The organism is Pseudomonas veronii, assembly GCF_002028325.1.
GTDB lineage: Bacteria > Pseudomonadota > Gammaproteobacteria > Pseudomonadales > Pseudomonadaceae > Aquipseudomonas > Aquipseudomonas veronii.
This window is the reverse complement of the sequence record NZ_CP018420.1, coordinates 4,155,013-4,169,892: the sequence shown is the minus strand read 5'-3', so window position 1 is coordinate 4,169,892 and position 14,880 is coordinate 4,155,013. Positions and strand designations below refer to the sequence as shown.

Genomic DNA, 14,880 nt, shown 5'->3' with positions numbered 1-14,880 from the left:
GCGTGAAATTCAGCCTGCCGAAAATCGCTACCGCTCCGTTTTGCCCGCCGGAAGTGGCTGGCTCTGTCATCGTCGACCCCAAGGCGTCGTTTTTCAAACGAATGCTGATGTTTGCCGGCCCCGGCTTGCTGATTTCCATCGGCTACATGGACCCGGGCAACTGGGCCACGGCGATCGAGGCCGGCTCGCGCTACGGCTACAACCTGCTGTTTGTGGTGCTGCTGGCCAGCCTGGCGGGCATGGTGGTGCAGTGCCTGTGCTCGCGCCTGGGCATCGCCACCGGCAAGGACCTGGCGCAACTGTGCCGCGAACGCTACAGCCAACGCTCGGCCCGCACCCAGTGGGTGCTGGCGGAAATTTCCATCATCGCCACCGACCTCGCCGAAGTGCTCGGCTGCGCCCTGGCGTTTCACCTGCTACTCGGTGTTTCGTTGACCACCGGCATTGTCATCACCGCGTTTGACACGCTCTTGGTGCTGGCCCTGCAAAATCGTGGTTTCCGTCGCCTGGAAGCAATCATGCTGGCGCTGGTCGCCACCATTGGCGTGTGTTTCTTCATCGAACTGGTGCTGATCAAGCCCTATTGGCCGGACGTGTTCAGCGGCTTTGCGCCGTCGTTGTCGGCCATCAGCGATGCCGCGCCGTTGTACCTGGCGATTGGTATCCTCGGTGCCACCGTGATGCCGCATAACCTCTATCTGCACAGCTCGATCGTGCAAACCCGGCTGATCGGCAAAGACCTCGCCAGCAAGCAGGACGCGGTCAAGCTGGCGCGTATCGACACCATTGGCTCCCTGGCCCTGGCCTTGCTGGTCAACGCCGCGATCCTGGTGCTTGCCGCCGCTGCGTTCCATAAAACCGGGCATACCGATGTGGTCGAGATCCAGGACGCCTACCATTTGCTCGATCCTCTGGTCGGCGGCGCCTTCGCCAGCATCCTGTTCGGCATCGCCTTGCTGGCTTCCGGGCAGAGTTCCACGTTCACCGGCACCATCGCCGGGCAAGTGATCATGGAGGGCTACCTCGACCTGCGCATTCCTTGCTGGCAGCGACGCCTGATCACCCGTGGGCTGGCGCTGATCCCGGCGTTCGTGGGCGTGTGGCTGATGGGCGACGCGGCCATTGGCAAGTTGCTGATTCTCAGCCAGGTGGTGCTCAGCTTGCAGTTGCCGTTTGCGTTGTATCCGCTGATCCGCATGACCGGCGACGCGCGACTGATGGGCCCGTTCGTCAATCGCCTGCCGACGCGCTTGCTCGCGTGGTTTCTGTTTGCGCTGATCAGTGGCGCGAATGCGTGGTTGATCGGGCAGTGGTTGTTTTGATCCAAGGCCCGCGGTGCTGGGGCGCTCTACACCAGGACCGCCAGCGATGTGTATTGGGCAACCTGCGGATCGGCCGTCAATAGCTTCATCGGTTCGCTCAGGGCGGTTGCAGCGATGAGCCGATCGAAAGGGTCTTTGTGATGAGGCTTGAGATCCTTGACCGCAATGGCGTGTTCTGACGTGATGGGGAGTTCGACGAAACCGCTTTGCAGGCAGCACTCACGGATTTCATCCAGATCGACAGTGAGTTTCCCCAGGCCGACCTTGATCGCCAGTTCCCAGAATGTGGCGGCACTGACATAGATCTCTGCGGCATGTTCAATCAGCTTTCGGGCTTTGCTGGAGAGCTTGGGGTCATCGTTCAACGTCCACAATAGGATGTGGGTATCCAGCAGCACTCTCATGAATGAGTGCCCTGGAACGCCGCGATGAGGTCGTCGGACAAAGGCGCGTCGAAGTCATCCGGAATCACCAGCTTGCCTTGCATGGCGCCAATTCGGCGACCTTTGGATTTTCCAACAGGGACAAGCTGCGCCATCGCTCGCCCATGCTTGGCGATGGTGATGATTTTGCCGGCAGCTGCCTCATCAACCAGTTTTGACAGCGTGTTTTTGGCTTCGCCCAACGGCACTGTAATCATGGGGCTCTCCGCATATTTTGGCCAAATATAGCCAGAACTGCTGGCGCTATCAAAGACAGCCTGACCGCTGGTTGACGCCAACCGTTTTGAGCGCGACGGGTTGCGGTATATGACATCCATGGCATTGCTCCAAACAAGGGTTTCACCGAAGTCTGTCGCAGCGTGCCGGGCTTAGGAATAGTGGCCCGAAAAATCGGAATGGACCTACTTTTACCGCGAGGCGTTTTCCCCATGAGCGTGCTGATCGACCATTTCGGCTGGCTGGGCCACCCGGCCATCGAACTGTCGGGCAGCCGGATCGTGGCAATGGCCTGCCTGGCGCTAGCGCTGGTGTTCAGGTACCGCAGCAACACCCGCACCGACTGACTGATGGTAGGAACCATCCGCGCCGGCCCGCAGTCACTGCTAAAGGTGTCGGCGCCCGCCGCACCGGGACGACCATGACGAAGGAGTCTGACCATGCCAGATACAACCTGTGCCTGCCCACACTGCAAATGTGTGCTGGGAGTGGAGGCGGTGATGAAAGACGGTAAGGGCTATTGCTGCCAGGGCTGTGCCGAACACCATGCCCATGGTGAGCCGTGTGTGGCGCCGACGGGCTGCGAATGCGCCAAGTCGGCTAAAGGCTGAGCGCAGTAAAAATTCGCTCGGCTTGTCGGGCGCTGGTCATTACCATGGCCGCTCACCCTTGCCGGATGTGTTCCCCATGGCCCTGGCCACGCCCCCCGACCTCAGTGATCACGCCGTGCCCGTGCAGCCGCTGGCGCGGACCTACCCACGTGGTTGGTACGTAGAGCCCCATCGGCATGACTGGGGCCAGTTGCTCTATGCCATGAGCGGGGTGATGTGGGTCGAGACGCCACGCGAAGCGCTGGTGGTGCCGCCCCAACGCGCCGTCTGGCTGCCGCCGGGCGTGGAACATGGGATACGCGTGGTCTCGGATTTGCAGATGCGCAATATCTACCTGCGCCCGGCGCTGGCCGCGACGCTGGACAGCCAGGTGCAGGTGATTGACGTCGGCGGGCTGCTGCGCGAGTTGATCGTCACCCTGGTGGAGCAGGGCGACAGTGGCGATGCCGGCTATTACGACGCGGTGGTCGGCCTGGCCCTGCTGGAGCTGCAGCGCGCACGCCGCGCGTCAATCCGCATCGCCATGCCGCCGGAGGCCGACCGCCGCCTGGTCAATGCCTGCCAGGCGGTGATGGCGGCGCCATCCCTGGCGATTCCCTTCGAGCATCACGCGGAGGCCGCCGGTGCCAGTGTGCGGACCTTGGCGCGGCTGTTCCAGAACCACCTTGGCATGGGCTTCGCCGAATGGCGCCGCCAGGTGCAACTGGCCACGGCGGTGGCCGAGTTGATCCAAGGCCAGTCAGTCAGCGCGATCGCACGGTCCCTGGGTTACTCACCCAGCAGTTTCAGCGACATGTTCCGTCGTGAACTCGGCGTGGCACCGTCGCAGTATCGCGGTTGAAGGTTTGGCCGAAATCCTGAAGCACTTGGCCGATGAGGTGGGCGGCGGCTTCCTACACTAAGCGCCATCCAACCACCAGGCGCCGCCCCCATGAGTTACTTGATCTCCCTTGCCATTGGCCTCTTCGTCGGCGTGATCTACGGTGCGCTGGATTTCCGCTCGCCCGCGCCGCCGGCCATCGCGCTGGTCGGCCTGATGGGCATGTTGCTCGGCGAAAAACTGTGGCCGATGGGGCGTCAGTTGGTCAGTGGTTGGTTGTCCTGAATGTCCTTTCCCCTTTGATGGATGCCGCTCATGAAAGCGCTGCAATTTTCCGCCACCGGCGACCTCTCCACCCTGCGTTTCGTCGACGTCGCCACCCCGGTGCCCGCCGCCGGGGACGTGCTGGTACAGATCAAGGCCGCCGGTCTCAACCCCAGCGACGTGAAGAATGTGCTCGGTCGCTTTCCCTACACCACGCTGCCGCGCATTCCCGGTCGCGACTTCGCCGGCGTGGTGGTCGAAGGCCCGCAGGAATGGGTCGGGCAGGCGGTCTGGGGCACCGGGCGTGACCTCGGTTTCTTCGCCGACGGTTCCCACGCCCAGTACCTCACTGTGTCGGCCAAGGGCCTGGCGCACAAACCCAGCCACCTGAGTTTTGTCCAGGCCGCCAGCCTCGGTGTGCCGTACACCACCGCGTGGGACGCCCTGCAGCGCAGCGCGGTCGGCGAGGGCACGCGGGTGCTGGTCATCGGTGCGAACGGGGCCGTCGGCAGTGCGGCGTTGGCCTTGGCGAAAATCCTTGGGGCGCAGGTACTGGCGGCGGTGCGACGCCCTGAGCAGGCCGAAGTGTTGCAGGCGCAAGGTATCGCCGCGATTACCCTGGGCCAGCCGGAGGATTTGGGCGCGCAGGTCAATGTCGTGTTCAAGGGCGGCGCCGATGTGATCTTCGACACCACGGGGTTCTGGTTGCCCGCCGCCGTGGCGGGGCTGGCGCCGTTCGGGCGCATCGCGATCATCGCTGCGCCGGTCGACGGTCAGGTGCAACTGCCGGCCCTGGCCCTGTATCGCAAGGGCGGTTCGGTGGTGGGGATCAATTCGTTGCTCTACAACTGCGAACAATGTGCGGTGATGCTGGAGCAGTTTGGGCACTTCTTTGACGAAGGGTTGCTGCCGCTGCCGAGCGGCCTGCGCGAAGTGGCGTTGGCCGAGGGTGTGAAATGCTTCGAGGAGGTGAATGTGGGCAGCGCCGATAAGATCGTCTTGCTGCCCTGACGCGCTTGAACAGGTGGGAGCAAACCCGCTCCCACCGGTGGTTTTTGACTAGGCGTCGGGCACGCCTTTTTCCCACGTCGACCAGTGCTTCAGGATCGCCTGGACCAACGGGTTGCCCGTGCGGTACAGGTTCTCCAGCGCCGGCACGAAGCCGCCCTGGTCCGCATATTTGAGCAGGTTATCCACCTCGCTGTAGCCCGGATAAGGTCGGTCGAAATCCGACCCGGCGCGCACCACCGCCAGGCGCTGGATATCCACCAGCCCTTCGCGACTGGCGCGCAGCAGGGCTTCATAGGTGGAGTTGTCTTCCTGCTGGGTGGTGCAGTATTCGCCTTGGTTGTCGGTGAGCAACCGCGTCCAGACTTCGGCGCGCTCGCTCAGGCGCGTGCCGGAGAACCAGGTGTTGCCCGCCAGCGTGTCGCAGCGGGTGACTTGCGGCGGTTGGTTGGCCGGTGCCGCAGGGTAGTGTTTGCGCCAGGCGCTGGATTCCGGGCTTTCCGTCAGCTCAACCTTCTGCGACAGGGCAAACGCCTTGGCCTGCAGTTTCGGGTTCAGCTCGAACACTTCGGTCTTGTAGTCCAGCGGCGGTTTTTCGTTCGGACCCTTGGTGTTGATACCGATGTAGCCGGTCGGCCAGTCTTTGGGCGCGTCCCGCGAATCGATTTCCCACTGGGTGCCGAACTCCACCAGGTAATGCGCCCAGGCGGTGGTGCCGAGGGTGCCGTGCTTGGGGCTGATGCCGGCAATCCCGGCGATCAGAAAGTAGCTCTGGCGCAGGTCGAACTTGGGTGACAGCGCCAACGCCAGGGTGGAGGCGGCGGCGTTGGTCTGGCCCATGCCGGTCACCAGCAGGCAGACGTCTTCGGTATTGCAACGAATCACCGGGTATTCGGCGGACAAGCCCGGCACGCGGACTTCCTGCTTGAGCGCCAGGCGATCGATCCAGGTTTGCGCCTCGGGGGCGAACATGGTGATCAGCATCACCTTGGGCTTGATCGGCGCAGGCGCCTGCGCCAGTACCAGGTGGGGCAGCAGCGCCAGGCCGACGGCCAGCGAGACACGGGTAAACAGACTCATCTAAAACTCCTTGATCAGAATTGGTAGCCTACGCCGGCGTAGTATCCCCAGCCGTTGGAGCGGGCGCGGAAGTTACCGTCGCCGAAATTCAGCTCGCTGCCATCCTCCCAGTTACCGCCGTTGTGAAAGTAACGACCGACCAGAGTGAGGCGCAGGTGGGTGAACGAGTACAGCAGCACGTTGGTCGCCACCAGCGCGTTGGCGGTGCGCGCCGGGTTGTCTTTGTGCAGGTCCGAGCCGAAATCGTAGTTGGTGAAGCCGATATAGGTCAGCGAGGCGCCATTGTCGAACGTGTCGATGGGCACAATGTACTTCATCTGCGCGCGGTAGCCGTCCCATGCGTATTCATTGCTGGCGCCATAGTTTTCCCATTGGTAACGCCCATAAAAGTTCGCCGACAGGTTGACCCGCGAGTGGGTGTCGATGTCGGTGCCGAGGCCGCTGTATAGCGTGTTGGCACGGTTGGCGGTGTTACTGCCGTGGTCGTAGATCCAGTCAAAGGCCACGTACCATTCCTTGAACGGGCCGATGGCCAGGCTGCGCCCCGCCAGGTAGTCGATGGAGATCCGTGGCTCGTGCTCCATGAACAGCGGCGAGCCATGATCCCATGCGCCTTTGTCATTACTGTTACCGATGCCGAGAATCTTCGGCACGTCGATATAACCGTACAGCTCGAAGGGGCCCTTGCGGCCGAAGTACTCGTATTCCAGGTAGACGTCATCGGCCGGCTTGGGGCCGAAGCTGATGTCTTTGCTGCCGATCAATGTCAGGTCCTGGTTGAACCAGTCCGACAGGTACACGCCTTTTTTCGCCGGGCTGGCTTCAGGGCTCAGGGTTTCGCCCTGTGCTGAGTCATCGACGGGTTGTTCCTGCGCCAGAATGGGCGGGCTGAGTACTCCCGTAACGGCGCTCAATAGCAGGGAAACACCAAAGGAAGCGGAATGCCTTGAGGTGGAGTGCATTGAAAATCCCTATTCAGTTGCGGTTTAGACCCGATTCTTCGGGTTGAGGTGAACTTGGCGGCCAAGTTCGTTCCGCAAACGTTTGCACAAGCTGTACCAACTTTACTCAATGGGCTGAATAGCTTGGGAAAAATCCTAATTAATCGACCATTTGGTCAGTATTGACGCAGTGTCATTTTTTCGCTGCGCTGGAACAGGTGCATGGCCGTTTCGCGCCGATATTCACTGGGCGTCTGGTGCATCTCGATGCGAAAGTGCCGGTTGAAATTGGACAGGTTGGCGTAGCCCACTTCAAAGCAGATCGCCGCCACGGACAGCTCGCTTTGCAGCAACAGCCGGCACGCCCGCTGTATGCGGAACTTGCGCATCAGGTCGATAAAGCCGTGGCCGGTGTTGCGCTTGAAGAAGCGTGAGAAGCCCGCTTCGCTCATCTCCAGTTGCCGGGCGATTACCGACAGGCGCACATCGCCGGTCAATTCGCGCATCAGGTAGTCGAACGCCTTGTTGATGCGTTCGGCGCTGCGCGCGTCCAGGGTCGGCGCATAGCACGGGCTGGCCAGGGCCTGCACCTGCGGCGGCGGGGCGTTCTTGAGGGTGTCGAGCAGTTGCAGGAACAGGATCAGGCGTTGCAGGCCGTGGGCGTTGCCGATGTCTTCCAGCAGGCGGGCCGCTTGCGCAGCGGTTTCGCCGCTGAATGCCAGGCCGCGCCGGGCCTGTTCGAACAACGGCTGCACGTCGCCGAGTTCCGGCAGGGTCTTGCGCAGGGCGAGGAGGGCGCTGCCGTCGAATTGCAGCACCACATCGCGGCCGTTCAGGTGTTCGCCGGGGGCCAGGTCGCCGATCCAGTCGTGGGGCAGGTCCGGGCCGATCAGCGCAACATGCCCGGCACCGAATGCGCCGATGTAATCGCCCGCCACCAACTTGCCGCTGCCTTGGCGGATCAGGTGGATCTCGAATTCCGGGTGGTGATTCCAGCGCGCCAGTTCGTAGGGGTAGTCATGTTCGAACCAGCGAAAACAGTGTTCCGGCTCGGGCAGGATCACTTCGAGTTCCGCGGGGCGGTGTTCGAACAACTCGGCGCGGCTGATGGGCATGGTGATGCCTCTTGTACTTGGGGAATTGCGCCAAAATACGCGTGTTGGCGACAGCCGCGCTACCGAAGCTTTCGCCCGGTACTGATACTTTTTTGATCCCGGGCCTGCGGTTAAAAAAGTATCGGTCGGGCATTCGCCACGGGTTTGTGAGGGCCCGGCCAAGCTGCTGTAATCGGCCCTCGACCATAAAAACAAGCGGTGGACACCGCCGAGCACGAGATCAACCGCGCCGGTTATCCCCCATCAATGCCCGAGGGACACGCACCCCATGAAACGACTGGAAGGTAAGAGCGCGCTGATCACCGGATCGGCGCGAGGCATCGGTCGCGCCTTTGCCCAGGCCTATATCCATGAAGGCGCCACGGTTGCCATCGCCGATATCGACCTGCAGCGGGCCCAGGCCACAGCAGCCGAACTGGGCCCGCAGGCTTACGCGGTGGCAATGGACGTCACCGACCAGGCGTCGATCGACGCCGCGATTGCCGCCGTGGTGGCCCATGCCGGCCAGTTGGATATTCTGATCAACAACGCGGCGCTGTTCGATCTGGCGCCGATTGTCGACATCACCCGCGAGAGTGTCGAGCGGCTGTTCTCGATCAACGTCGCCGGCACCCTGTTCACCCTGCAGGCCGCGGCTCGGCAGATGATCCGCCAGGGCCACGGCGGCAAGATCATCAACATGGCCAGCCAGGCGGGGCGGCGTGGCGAGCCGCTGGTCGCGGTGTACTGCGCGAGCAAGGCGGCGGTGATCAGCCTCACCCAATCGGCGGGGCTGAACCTGATCAAGCAGGGCATCAACGTCAACGCCATCGCCCCGGGCGTGGTCGACGGCGAGCATTGGGACGGGGTGGACGCACTGTTCGCCAAGCACGAAGGCCTGGCGCCGGGCGAGAAGAAGCAGCGAGTAGGCGACGAGGTGCCGTTCGGACGCATGGGCACCGCTGAAGACCTCACCGGTATGGCGATCTTCCTCGCGTCGAAGGACGCCGACTATGTCGTCGCCCAGACCTACAACGTCGATGGCGGGAACTGGATGAGTTAGGCCATACACCGATCAACATGTGGGAACGAGCATGAGGCTGCGATAGCGGACGGTCAGGCAGCAAAAAAGTCAGCAGTACCGGCCCCGTCGCAGCCTCGCCGGGGCTCGACACCTCCCACACTAGATCGCCATGTCCGCCCGCAGCGCGGTCTCCTTGTGGGAGCTGTCGAGCTTCAGCGAGGCTGCGATAGCGGACGGTCAGGCGCCAAAAATGTCAGCAGTACCGGCCCCGTCGCAGCCTCGCCGGGGCTCGACACCTCCCACACTAGATCGCCATGTCCGCCCGCAGCGCGGTCCCTTTGTAGGAGCTGTCGAGCTTCAGCGAGGCTGCGATAGCGGACTGTCAGGCAGCAAAAAGTCAGCAGTACCGGCCCCGTCGCAGCCTCGCCGGGGCTCGACACCTCCCACACTAGATCGCCATGTCCGCCCGCAGCGCGGTCCCCTTGTAGGAGCTGTCGAGCTTCAGCGAGGCTGCGATAGCGGACGGTCAGGCAGCAAAAAAGTCAGCAGTACCGGCCCCGTCGCAGCCTCGCCGGGGCTCGACACCTCCCACACTAGATCGCCATGTCCGCCCGCAGCGCGGTCTCCTTGTGGGAGCTGTCGAGCTTCAGCGAGGCTGCGATAGCGGACGGTCAGGCAGCAAAAAAGTCAGCAGTACCGGCCCCGTCGCAGCCTCGCCGGGGCTCGACACCTCCCACAGTAGATCACCATGTCCGCCCGCAGCGCGGTCTCCTTGTGGGAGCTGTCGAGCTTCAGCGAGGCTGCGATAGCGGGCTGTCAGGCAGCAAAAAAGTCAGCAGTACCGGCCCCGTCGCAGCCTCGCCGGGGCTCGACACCTCCCACAGTAGATCGCCATGTCCGGCCGCAGCGCGGTCTCCTTGTGGGAGCTGTCGAGCTTCAGCGAGGCTGCGATAGCGGACGGTCAGGCAGCAAAACTGTCAGCAGTACCGGCCCCGTCGCAGCCTCGCCGGGGCTCGACACCTCCCACAGTAGATCGCCATGTCCGCCCGCCGCGCGGTCTCTTTGTGGGAGTTGTCGATTTCCATTTCAACCCATGCCGGGGTTTCCTCGCTGGCGAGCAGGTGCCCGGCGCGAGGTTCAGTGTGATGTGCCTTCGGCAAATTCGACTTTGTTGCCCACGTTGTACTTGCCCGACGGTTTGTTCATCGGGATGCGCTTGATCTCCTTGAGTGTCTGGCTGTCATAGACGATCAACGCCCCATCGTTGGCCCAGATGCTCAGCAACAGGTAGCGGCCGTCGCGGGTGAATTCCACGTGGGCGGCGGTCTTGCCCGGCATTGGGCGTAGGGTGTGGGCGATTTCCAGGGTCTGTTTGTCGATCAGGTGAATCGCATCGTTGTCCGGCCCGAAAAACACATCGCTCCACACATAACGCGAATTGGCATGGCTGCGCATGAAAAAGCCCGGGCCGAGGGTGGGGATCTGCTTGATCAGCGTCCAGGTCTTGAGGTCGATCACCGAGATTTGCCCCTTGCTGATATTGGGCGTGGCAAACACCCACTCACCATTGCGCTGCCAATACGTCCCCGAGCCCAGGTGCGGCATGCCGGACAGGGGGATGTCGGTGACCACGTGGCCGGTGTCCAGATCGATTACCTGGCCGCCGCCGGCCTTGCGTGAGGTGGCGACCAGTTGGCGATAATCCGGGGAAAACGAAAAGTCATCGAGCACGTCCTGGGCCTGGATGCGCCGGGGTTCGAAGCTGGGCCGGGCGGCGGCATAGGACAGTTCCCATACTTCATTCACGTCCTTGAGTGCCACGATAAAGCTGTTGCGCGGAGGAGCGGTGTACACCGCGCTGACCCGCGACGCGGTGTCGAGGGTCTTGACCAGCGACAGGTCCCGGGCATCCAGCACCACCAGATTGCCCGGCAGGTAATTGCCCACCAGCACCCAGCGTCCGTCCTTGCTCACCGCGAGGTTACGGGTGTTGAGCGCCACGCGGGTTTCGGCGATCAGCTTGAGGTTGTGCAGGTCGTACAGGCTGATCCAGCCGTCGCGCGAGGCGAAGTACACAAAGCGCCCATCGGGGGAAAATTTCGGCCCGCCGTGGACCGCGAAATGGGTCGGGAAGCGGTCCAGCACGGCAAAGGTATCACCGTCGAGAATGTCGATGTGATGGTCGCCGGACTCCACTACCACAAACAGGTTGAGCGGGTCGGCATGATGCTGAGGCGTAGTCGGCAAGCGGCTCAGGTCTGCCAGCAGGGTGTGGCTGTTATGGATGTCCTGCTCGTTCCAGGTCGCCGGTGTGGCGGGCGGTTGCTGCAGGAAATTCGCCAGGCCGTCGATCTGCGCAGCACTCAACTGTGGCGCAAACGCCGCCATCTGACTGGCCGGGCGCCCTTGCTCGATGACCTTGCGCACTTCCTCCGGCTTGATCCGTCCCAGGCTTTCCGGCAGCAACGCCGGGCCGCTGGCACCGATGCGGTTGACGCCATGGCAGCTCGCGCAGTGACGCTGGTAGTCCTCGGCCGGCGTGCCGTGGGCGGCGGCGGCCCAGAGCAAGGGTAGCAGTAGCAGGCGTTTCATACCGCCACCGCTTCGCGGGCCGGCGACAGGCTGGCGGGGAAGTGCAGGGCGGCTCCGGCGAACAGGTTGACCACATGGCCGATCACCGTCAGGGTCGGCACACCGGGTTCGCAGTCGGCGGCCATCGTCGGCAACTGGCGCAGGGTGCCACGGGCCACCTGCTGGTCGGCTCGCGCGCCGTTGCTGATCAGCGCCGCTGGGGTGTCCGCCGGCAGGCCCGCCGCCACCAGGTGTTCGGCGATCAGCGCGAGGTTCGACAGGCCCATGTAGAACACCAGCGTCTGGCTCGGCTCGGCAAGGCTGGCCCAAGGCAGCTTCAACGCGCCGTCGCGTTGCAGGTGCCCGGTGACGAAGCGGCAGGAGTTGACCAGATCGCGGTGGGTCAGGGGGATGCCGGCATAGGCGCTGCACCCGGACGCGGCGGTGATGCCCGGCACCACCTGGCAGGGCACGCCTCGGGCCAGCAGGTATTCCAGCTCTTCGGCGCCACGGCCGAAGATAAACGGGTCGCCGCCCTTGAGGCGCACCACCCGTTGCCCCTGGTCGGCCAGTTCGGCCAGCAGTTCGTTGAGTTGATCCTGGGGCAGGCTGTGACAGCCGCTGGCCTTGCCCACGTAATGGCGCGCGCAGGTCAGCGGGATCAGCGCCAACATCTCGGCGCTGATCAACCGGTCGAAGACCACCGCATCGGCCTGCATCAGCAGGCTCCAGGCCCGCAGGGTCAGCAGGCGCGGGTCGCCGGGGCCGGCGCCCACCAAGGCGACTTCGCCGGGGTGGAAGGGGCTGTGCAAACTGGCAGGTAAGGTGGTCGGAGTGTGCATGAGACGTCCTTGATACATCATCAGGTAGGCTGCCCCCGGTTGTGTCACCGGGTGGTCGAGCAAGGGATCAGGTTGCGAGGCTGCAGGGCGATCTCGGCGTCGCTGAGGTGGCAACCCGGATCGGGGCCCCAAAGGTCGCCGTTGGCCCAGGCGCGGGTGCGTGTGTTGCCGTTGCAGATCGGCAGCCAGCGACACTCGGCACACCGCCCGCCGATGGTCCGCGGGTGTTCGCGCAGGCGCAGCAGCAACGGGTCGGGCCGGTCCAGCCAGAGCTGGCGGAACGTGGTGTTGCGCACATTGCCCACCGAGTGCTGCCACCAGTACGTGTCGGGGTGTACCTCGCCGGTGTTGTCGATATTGGCGATGCCGCTGCCCGACGCATTGCCGCCCCAGCCGTGCAGCAGGTGTTCCAGCTGCGGATAATGCTCGGGCAGATGCTGGTGGACCCACTGCAGCAACAGCACGGCGTCGGCGTCGTTGTTGCCGCTGACGAAGTCACTGTCGACGCCGTTCTCGATGTCGTGCCAGGCCTGCTGGAAAATCAGCGTCATCGCATCGCGGCTCATCTGCCGGTGCGCGTCCAGCTGGCGGCTGCGTTTGCCGCGCCCGCTGTAGTTGAGGTGCGACAGGTAGAACTTCTGCACATCGTAGTCACGCATCAGCGCCAGCAGTTGCGGCAACTGCCCATGGTTTTCCTGGGTCAGGGTGGTGCGCAGGCCCACGCGAATGCCGGCCTCGCGGCACAGGCGGATGGCGTGCATCGAGCGCTGGAAGCTGCCCTGCAACTGGCGAAACGCATCGTGGGTCGCCTGCAGGCCGTCGATGCTGATGCCCACATAGTCGAAGCGCGCGTCGGTGATCTGCTGGATATTGTGTTCGTCGATCAGCGTGCCGTTGCTCGACAGCGCGACGAAAAAACCTTTGTCCCGGGCATACGCGCTGAGCTGGAACAGGTCTGCGCGCAGCAGCGGTTCGCCGCCCGACAGAATCAGCACACGCACCCCGGCCGCGTGCAAATCGTCGATCACCTGGAGCGCCGCCGGGGTGTCCAGTTCATCGCGGAACACGCTGTCGGCGCTGGTGGCGTAACAGTGTTTGCAGGTGAGGTTGCAACGCCGCAGCAGGTTCCAGATCACCACCGGCGGCCGCTCCTTGCCGGGCGGCGAGGTGCGGGGCGGCGGGCATTTTCCGGCCAGGGTACGCAGGTACTGACTGATCCGTAGCATAGGACGCTCCTTCTAAGGTGCCGGCGTCAGGCGCAGGCCGGTTTTTTTCAGGATGCGGCTGCTCACCAGCATCTCGTCGCCGCGGCAGGCATCGCCGAGCAGGAACCGCAGGTGTTCGCGGTAGCTGTCGATTTCCTCGCGGCTACGCCCATGCACCATGGCGAACAGGTTGTAGGGCCAGTCGGGACGGCGCGGGCGGCGGTAGCAATGGCTGACAAACGGCTGCGCACCGATCAATTCGCCCAGGCGCGGCATCTGCACGTCGGCCACGTCCCACACGGTCATGCCGTTGTGGCGATAGCCCAGGCGGTAATGGTTGGGCACGGCGGCGACACGCCGGATCGCGCCTTCAGCCTGCAGGTGCTTGAGCAAGTCGAGGGTCGACTCGACGCTGATGCCCAACTGCTCGGCGAGCCAGGCCCAGGGATCGTCCAGCAGCGGCAGGCCACCCTGGGTGAGGGCGACCAGGCGCAGGGCCAGGTGGTGGTCAGACCGGGAAATACAGACCGACATGGTAGGTTTGCTCCTTCGGCAGATTGAGCACCGCCAACCCCGTCAGGGTCTCGATGCGGGACAGCGTGGCGGCCAGTTCGGCCTCGGTGCCGCAGGCCAGCACGAACCACATGTTCCAGCGGTGTTCGCGGCGGTAGTTGTGGGCCACCTGGGGCAGCGCGTTGAGTTGTTCGGCGACCGCGTCAAAGCGCGCGTCGGGTACGGCCAGCGCAGCCAGGGTGAAGGCGCCGCCGAGGCGTTCGACATCGAACATCGGACCGAAGCGCGTCAGCACCCCGTCTTCGAGCAGGTCGTGCAGGCGGTCGAGCACTTCACTCGGGTGGCTGTGCAGTTCCTGCGCCACCTGCCGCCAGGGTTCGCGCACCAGCGGCAGGCCGTGTTGCAGGCGATTGATCAGGCGCCGGTCGAGATCATCCATGGGCCCATACCTGCGACGATGGCGGCGTAAAGCGCCCGCCGCATTGCTTGAAGGCGTGGGTGCTGAACAGCAACTGGTGCGGCAGGTCACTCAGTTGCTGCTGTTCCAGCATCCGCTGGATATGCGCCGTGACCTCCTCGCGTTCGCGGCCATGCACCATGCAGAACAGGTTGTAGCGCCACTGCGGCAGGCGGCGTGGGCGCTGGTAACACAGGTTGACACCGGGCGCGCGGCCCAGGCGGTTGCCCACTTCGTCCACCAGCGCATCGGGCACGTCCAGCACCAGCATGGCATTGGCGACAAAGCCCAGGGCGCGGTGATTGAGCACCAGGCCGACACGGCGGAACAGGCCCTGGTCCTGCCATTGCTGCATCTGCTGCAACACCTGGTCGTGATGCGCGCCGATCTGTTCGGCGAGGTTGTCGTAGGGCCGCGAGACAAGAGGCAAGCCGCGTTCCAGGCATTGGCGCAGGTCGAGCATTTGCTC

At 63.8% G+C, this 14,880-nt stretch carries 17 protein-coding genes and 1 pseudogene; 7 read left to right on the top strand and 11 right to left on the bottom strand.

The annotated features are described in order from the left end of the window. Positions 1–2 precede the first annotated feature (2 nt). Complete coding sequence (locus PverR02_RS18835) at positions 3–1,322, top strand: Nramp family divalent metal transporter (RefSeq protein WP_046383062.1); 1,320 nt, start codon at positions 3–5, stop codon at positions 1,320–1,322. Between the two features lie 26 nt (positions 1,323–1,348). On the opposite strand, the gene PverR02_RS18830 is transcribed toward PverR02_RS18835, so the two are convergent. Further along, positions 1,349–1,726: a type II toxin-antitoxin system VapC family toxin gene (locus tag PverR02_RS18830; protein WP_046489214.1), complete on the bottom strand. Its 378-nt coding sequence runs from the start codon at positions 1,724–1,726 to the stop codon at positions 1,349–1,351. After that, the gene (locus tag PverR02_RS18825) at positions 1,723–2,082 is read right to left on the bottom strand and encodes a type II toxin-antitoxin system Phd/YefM family antitoxin (RefSeq protein ID WP_227778671.1); all 360 of its coding nucleotides are present in this window, start codon (positions 2,080–2,082) and stop codon (positions 1,723–1,725) included. The genes PverR02_RS18830 and PverR02_RS18825 overlap by 4 nt, the downstream gene beginning before the upstream one ends. Positions 2,083–2,193: 111 nt before the next feature. Here PverR02_RS18825 and PverR02_RS18820 point away from each other — a divergent pair. The 5 genes and pseudogenes from PverR02_RS18820 to PverR02_RS18800 all read left to right on the top strand — a co-directional run. Further along, positions 2,194–2,328 (top strand): annotated as a pseudogene (locus PverR02_RS18820) (DMT family transporter); the annotation flags it as partial. 93 nt (positions 2,329–2,421) lie between these two features. Next, positions 2,422–2,592: a metallothionein gene (locus tag PverR02_RS18815; RefSeq protein WP_079444133.1), complete on the top strand. Its 171-nt coding sequence runs from the start codon at positions 2,422–2,424 to the stop codon at positions 2,590–2,592. A 76-nt stretch (positions 2,593–2,668) separates the two neighbouring features. Beyond that, positions 2,669–3,433: an AraC family transcriptional regulator gene (locus PverR02_RS18810; RefSeq protein WP_079444132.1), complete on the top strand. Its 765-nt coding sequence runs from the start codon at positions 2,669–2,671 to the stop codon at positions 3,431–3,433. Positions 3,434–3,523: 90 nt separating this feature from the next. Beyond that, positions 3,524–3,697, top strand: a complete 174-nt coding sequence (locus tag PverR02_RS18805; protein WP_017849167.1) for a DUF1427 family protein — start codon at positions 3,524–3,526, stop codon at positions 3,695–3,697. 30 nt (positions 3,698–3,727) lie between these two features. Continuing rightward, on the top strand, positions 3,728–4,687 hold the full coding sequence (locus PverR02_RS18800; protein ID WP_079444131.1) for a quinone oxidoreductase family protein: 960 nt from the start codon (positions 3,728–3,730) through the stop codon (positions 4,685–4,687). A 48-nt stretch (positions 4,688–4,735) separates the two neighbouring features. Here the strand turns inward: PverR02_RS18800 and PverR02_RS18795 are convergent, their stop codons facing one another. From PverR02_RS18795 to PverR02_RS18785, 3 genes are all read right to left on the bottom strand, one after another. After that, positions 4,736–5,764 (bottom strand): purine-nucleoside phosphorylase, encoded by a 1,029-nt coding sequence (locus PverR02_RS18795; protein WP_079444130.1) that lies wholly within the window; start codon positions 5,762–5,764, stop codon positions 4,736–4,738. A gap of 14 nt (positions 5,765–5,778) precedes the next feature. Beyond that, entirely contained in the window at positions 5,779–6,726 is a 948-nt protein-coding gene (locus PverR02_RS18790) for a nucleoside-specific channel-forming protein Tsx (RefSeq protein ID WP_079444129.1), read from the bottom strand. A gap of 155 nt (positions 6,727–6,881) precedes the next feature. Beyond that, the gene (locus PverR02_RS18785) at positions 6,882–7,820 is read right to left on the bottom strand and encodes an AraC family transcriptional regulator (protein WP_079444128.1); all 939 of its coding nucleotides are present in this window, start codon (positions 7,818–7,820) and stop codon (positions 6,882–6,884) included. 268 nt (positions 7,821–8,088) lie between these two features. Between PverR02_RS18785 and PverR02_RS18780 the strand changes: the two genes are divergently transcribed. Beyond that, entirely contained in the window at positions 8,089–8,862 is a 774-nt protein-coding gene (locus PverR02_RS18780; RefSeq protein ID WP_017849171.1) for an L-iditol 2-dehydrogenase, read from the top strand. A gap of 1,098 nt (positions 8,863–9,960) precedes the next feature. Here PverR02_RS18780 and PverR02_RS18775 read toward each other — a convergent pair. From PverR02_RS18775 to ahbB (PverR02_RS18750), 6 genes are read right to left on the bottom strand one after another with little or no spacing between them, the layout of a single operon-like run. Next, on the bottom strand, positions 9,961–11,415 hold the full coding sequence (locus PverR02_RS18775; protein WP_079444127.1) for a cytochrome D1 domain-containing protein: 1,455 nt from the start codon (positions 11,413–11,415) through the stop codon (positions 9,961–9,963). Continuing rightward, positions 11,412–12,236 carry a uroporphyrinogen-III C-methyltransferase gene (gene cobA, locus PverR02_RS18770; RefSeq protein WP_017849359.1) on the bottom strand — a complete coding sequence of 275 codons (825 nt, stop codon included), beginning with the start codon at positions 12,234–12,236 and terminating at the stop codon, positions 11,412–11,414. The genes PverR02_RS18775 and cobA overlap by 4 nt, the downstream gene beginning before the upstream one ends. Before the next feature lie 44 nt (positions 12,237–12,280). After that, complete coding sequence (gene nirJ, locus PverR02_RS18765) at positions 12,281–13,462, bottom strand: heme d1 biosynthesis radical SAM protein NirJ (RefSeq protein WP_017849358.1); 1,182 nt, start codon at positions 13,460–13,462, stop codon at positions 12,281–12,283. Positions 13,463–13,474: 12 nt separating this feature from the next. Further along, complete coding sequence (ahbB, locus tag PverR02_RS18760) at positions 13,475–13,975, bottom strand: siroheme decarboxylase subunit beta (protein WP_017849357.1); 501 nt, start codon at positions 13,973–13,975, stop codon at positions 13,475–13,477. Next, entirely contained in the window at positions 13,950–14,393 is a 444-nt protein-coding gene (locus PverR02_RS18755) for an Lrp/AsnC family transcriptional regulator (RefSeq protein WP_046383070.1), read from the bottom strand. Before PverR02_RS18755 ends, ahbB (PverR02_RS18760) begins: the two co-directional genes overlap by 26 nt. Next, positions 14,386–14,874 (bottom strand): siroheme decarboxylase subunit beta, encoded by a 489-nt coding sequence (gene ahbB, locus PverR02_RS18750; protein WP_057004487.1) that lies wholly within the window; start codon positions 14,872–14,874, stop codon positions 14,386–14,388. The genes PverR02_RS18755 and ahbB (PverR02_RS18750) overlap by 8 nt, the downstream gene beginning before the upstream one ends. Positions 14,875–14,880: the final 6 nt, after the last annotated feature.

What these genes read in the sequence shown, in the direction of transcription:
- PverR02_RS18830 (WP_046489214.1), bottom strand. Translation starts at nt 1,726, where the DNA reads ATGAGAGTGCTGCTGGATACCCACATCCTATTGTGGACGTTGAACGAT.
- PverR02_RS18825 (WP_227778671.1), bottom strand. Translation starts at nt 2,082, where the DNA reads ATGGATGTCATATACCGCAACCCGTCGCGCTCAAAACGGTTGGCGTCA.
- PverR02_RS18815 (WP_079444133.1), top strand. Translation starts at nt 2,422, where the DNA reads ATGCCAGATACAACCTGTGCCTGCCCACACTGCAAATGTGTGCTGGGA.
- PverR02_RS18810 (WP_079444132.1), top strand. Translation starts at nt 2,669, where the DNA reads ATGGCCCTGGCCACGCCCCCCGACCTCAGTGATCACGCCGTGCCCGTG.
- PverR02_RS18805 (WP_017849167.1), top strand. Translation starts at nt 3,524, where the DNA reads ATGAGTTACTTGATCTCCCTTGCCATTGGCCTCTTCGTCGGCGTGATC.
- PverR02_RS18800 (WP_079444131.1), top strand. Translation starts at nt 3,728, where the DNA reads ATGAAAGCGCTGCAATTTTCCGCCACCGGCGACCTCTCCACCCTGCGT.
- PverR02_RS18795 (WP_079444130.1), bottom strand. Translation starts at nt 5,764, where the DNA reads ATGAGTCTGTTTACCCGTGTCTCGCTGGCCGTCGGCCTGGCGCTGCTG.
- PverR02_RS18790 (WP_079444129.1), bottom strand. Translation starts at nt 6,726, where the DNA reads ATGCACTCCACCTCAAGGCATTCCGCTTCCTTTGGTGTTTCCCTGCTA.
- PverR02_RS18785 (WP_079444128.1), bottom strand. Translation starts at nt 7,820, where the DNA reads ATGCCCATCAGCCGCGCCGAGTTGTTCGAACACCGCCCCGCGGAACTC.
- PverR02_RS18780 (WP_017849171.1), top strand. Translation starts at nt 8,089, where the DNA reads ATGAAACGACTGGAAGGTAAGAGCGCGCTGATCACCGGATCGGCGCGA.
- PverR02_RS18775 (WP_079444127.1), bottom strand. Translation starts at nt 11,415, where the DNA reads ATGAAACGCCTGCTACTGCTACCCTTGCTCTGGGCCGCCGCCGCCCAC.
- cobA (WP_017849359.1), bottom strand. Translation starts at nt 12,236, where the DNA reads ATGCACACTCCGACCACCTTACCTGCCAGTTTGCACAGCCCCTTCCAC.
- nirJ (WP_017849358.1), bottom strand. Translation starts at nt 13,462, where the DNA reads ATGCTACGGATCAGTCAGTACCTGCGTACCCTGGCCGGAAAATGCCCG.
- ahbB (WP_017849357.1), bottom strand. Translation starts at nt 13,975, where the DNA reads ATGTCGGTCTGTATTTCCCGGTCTGACCACCACCTGGCCCTGCGCCTG.
- PverR02_RS18755 (WP_046383070.1), bottom strand. Translation starts at nt 14,393, where the DNA reads ATGGATGATCTCGACCGGCGCCTGATCAATCGCCTGCAACACGGCCTG.
- ahbB (WP_057004487.1), bottom strand. Translation starts at nt 14,874, where the DNA reads ATGCTCGACCTGCGCCAATGCCTGGAACGCGGCTTGCCTCTTGTCTCG.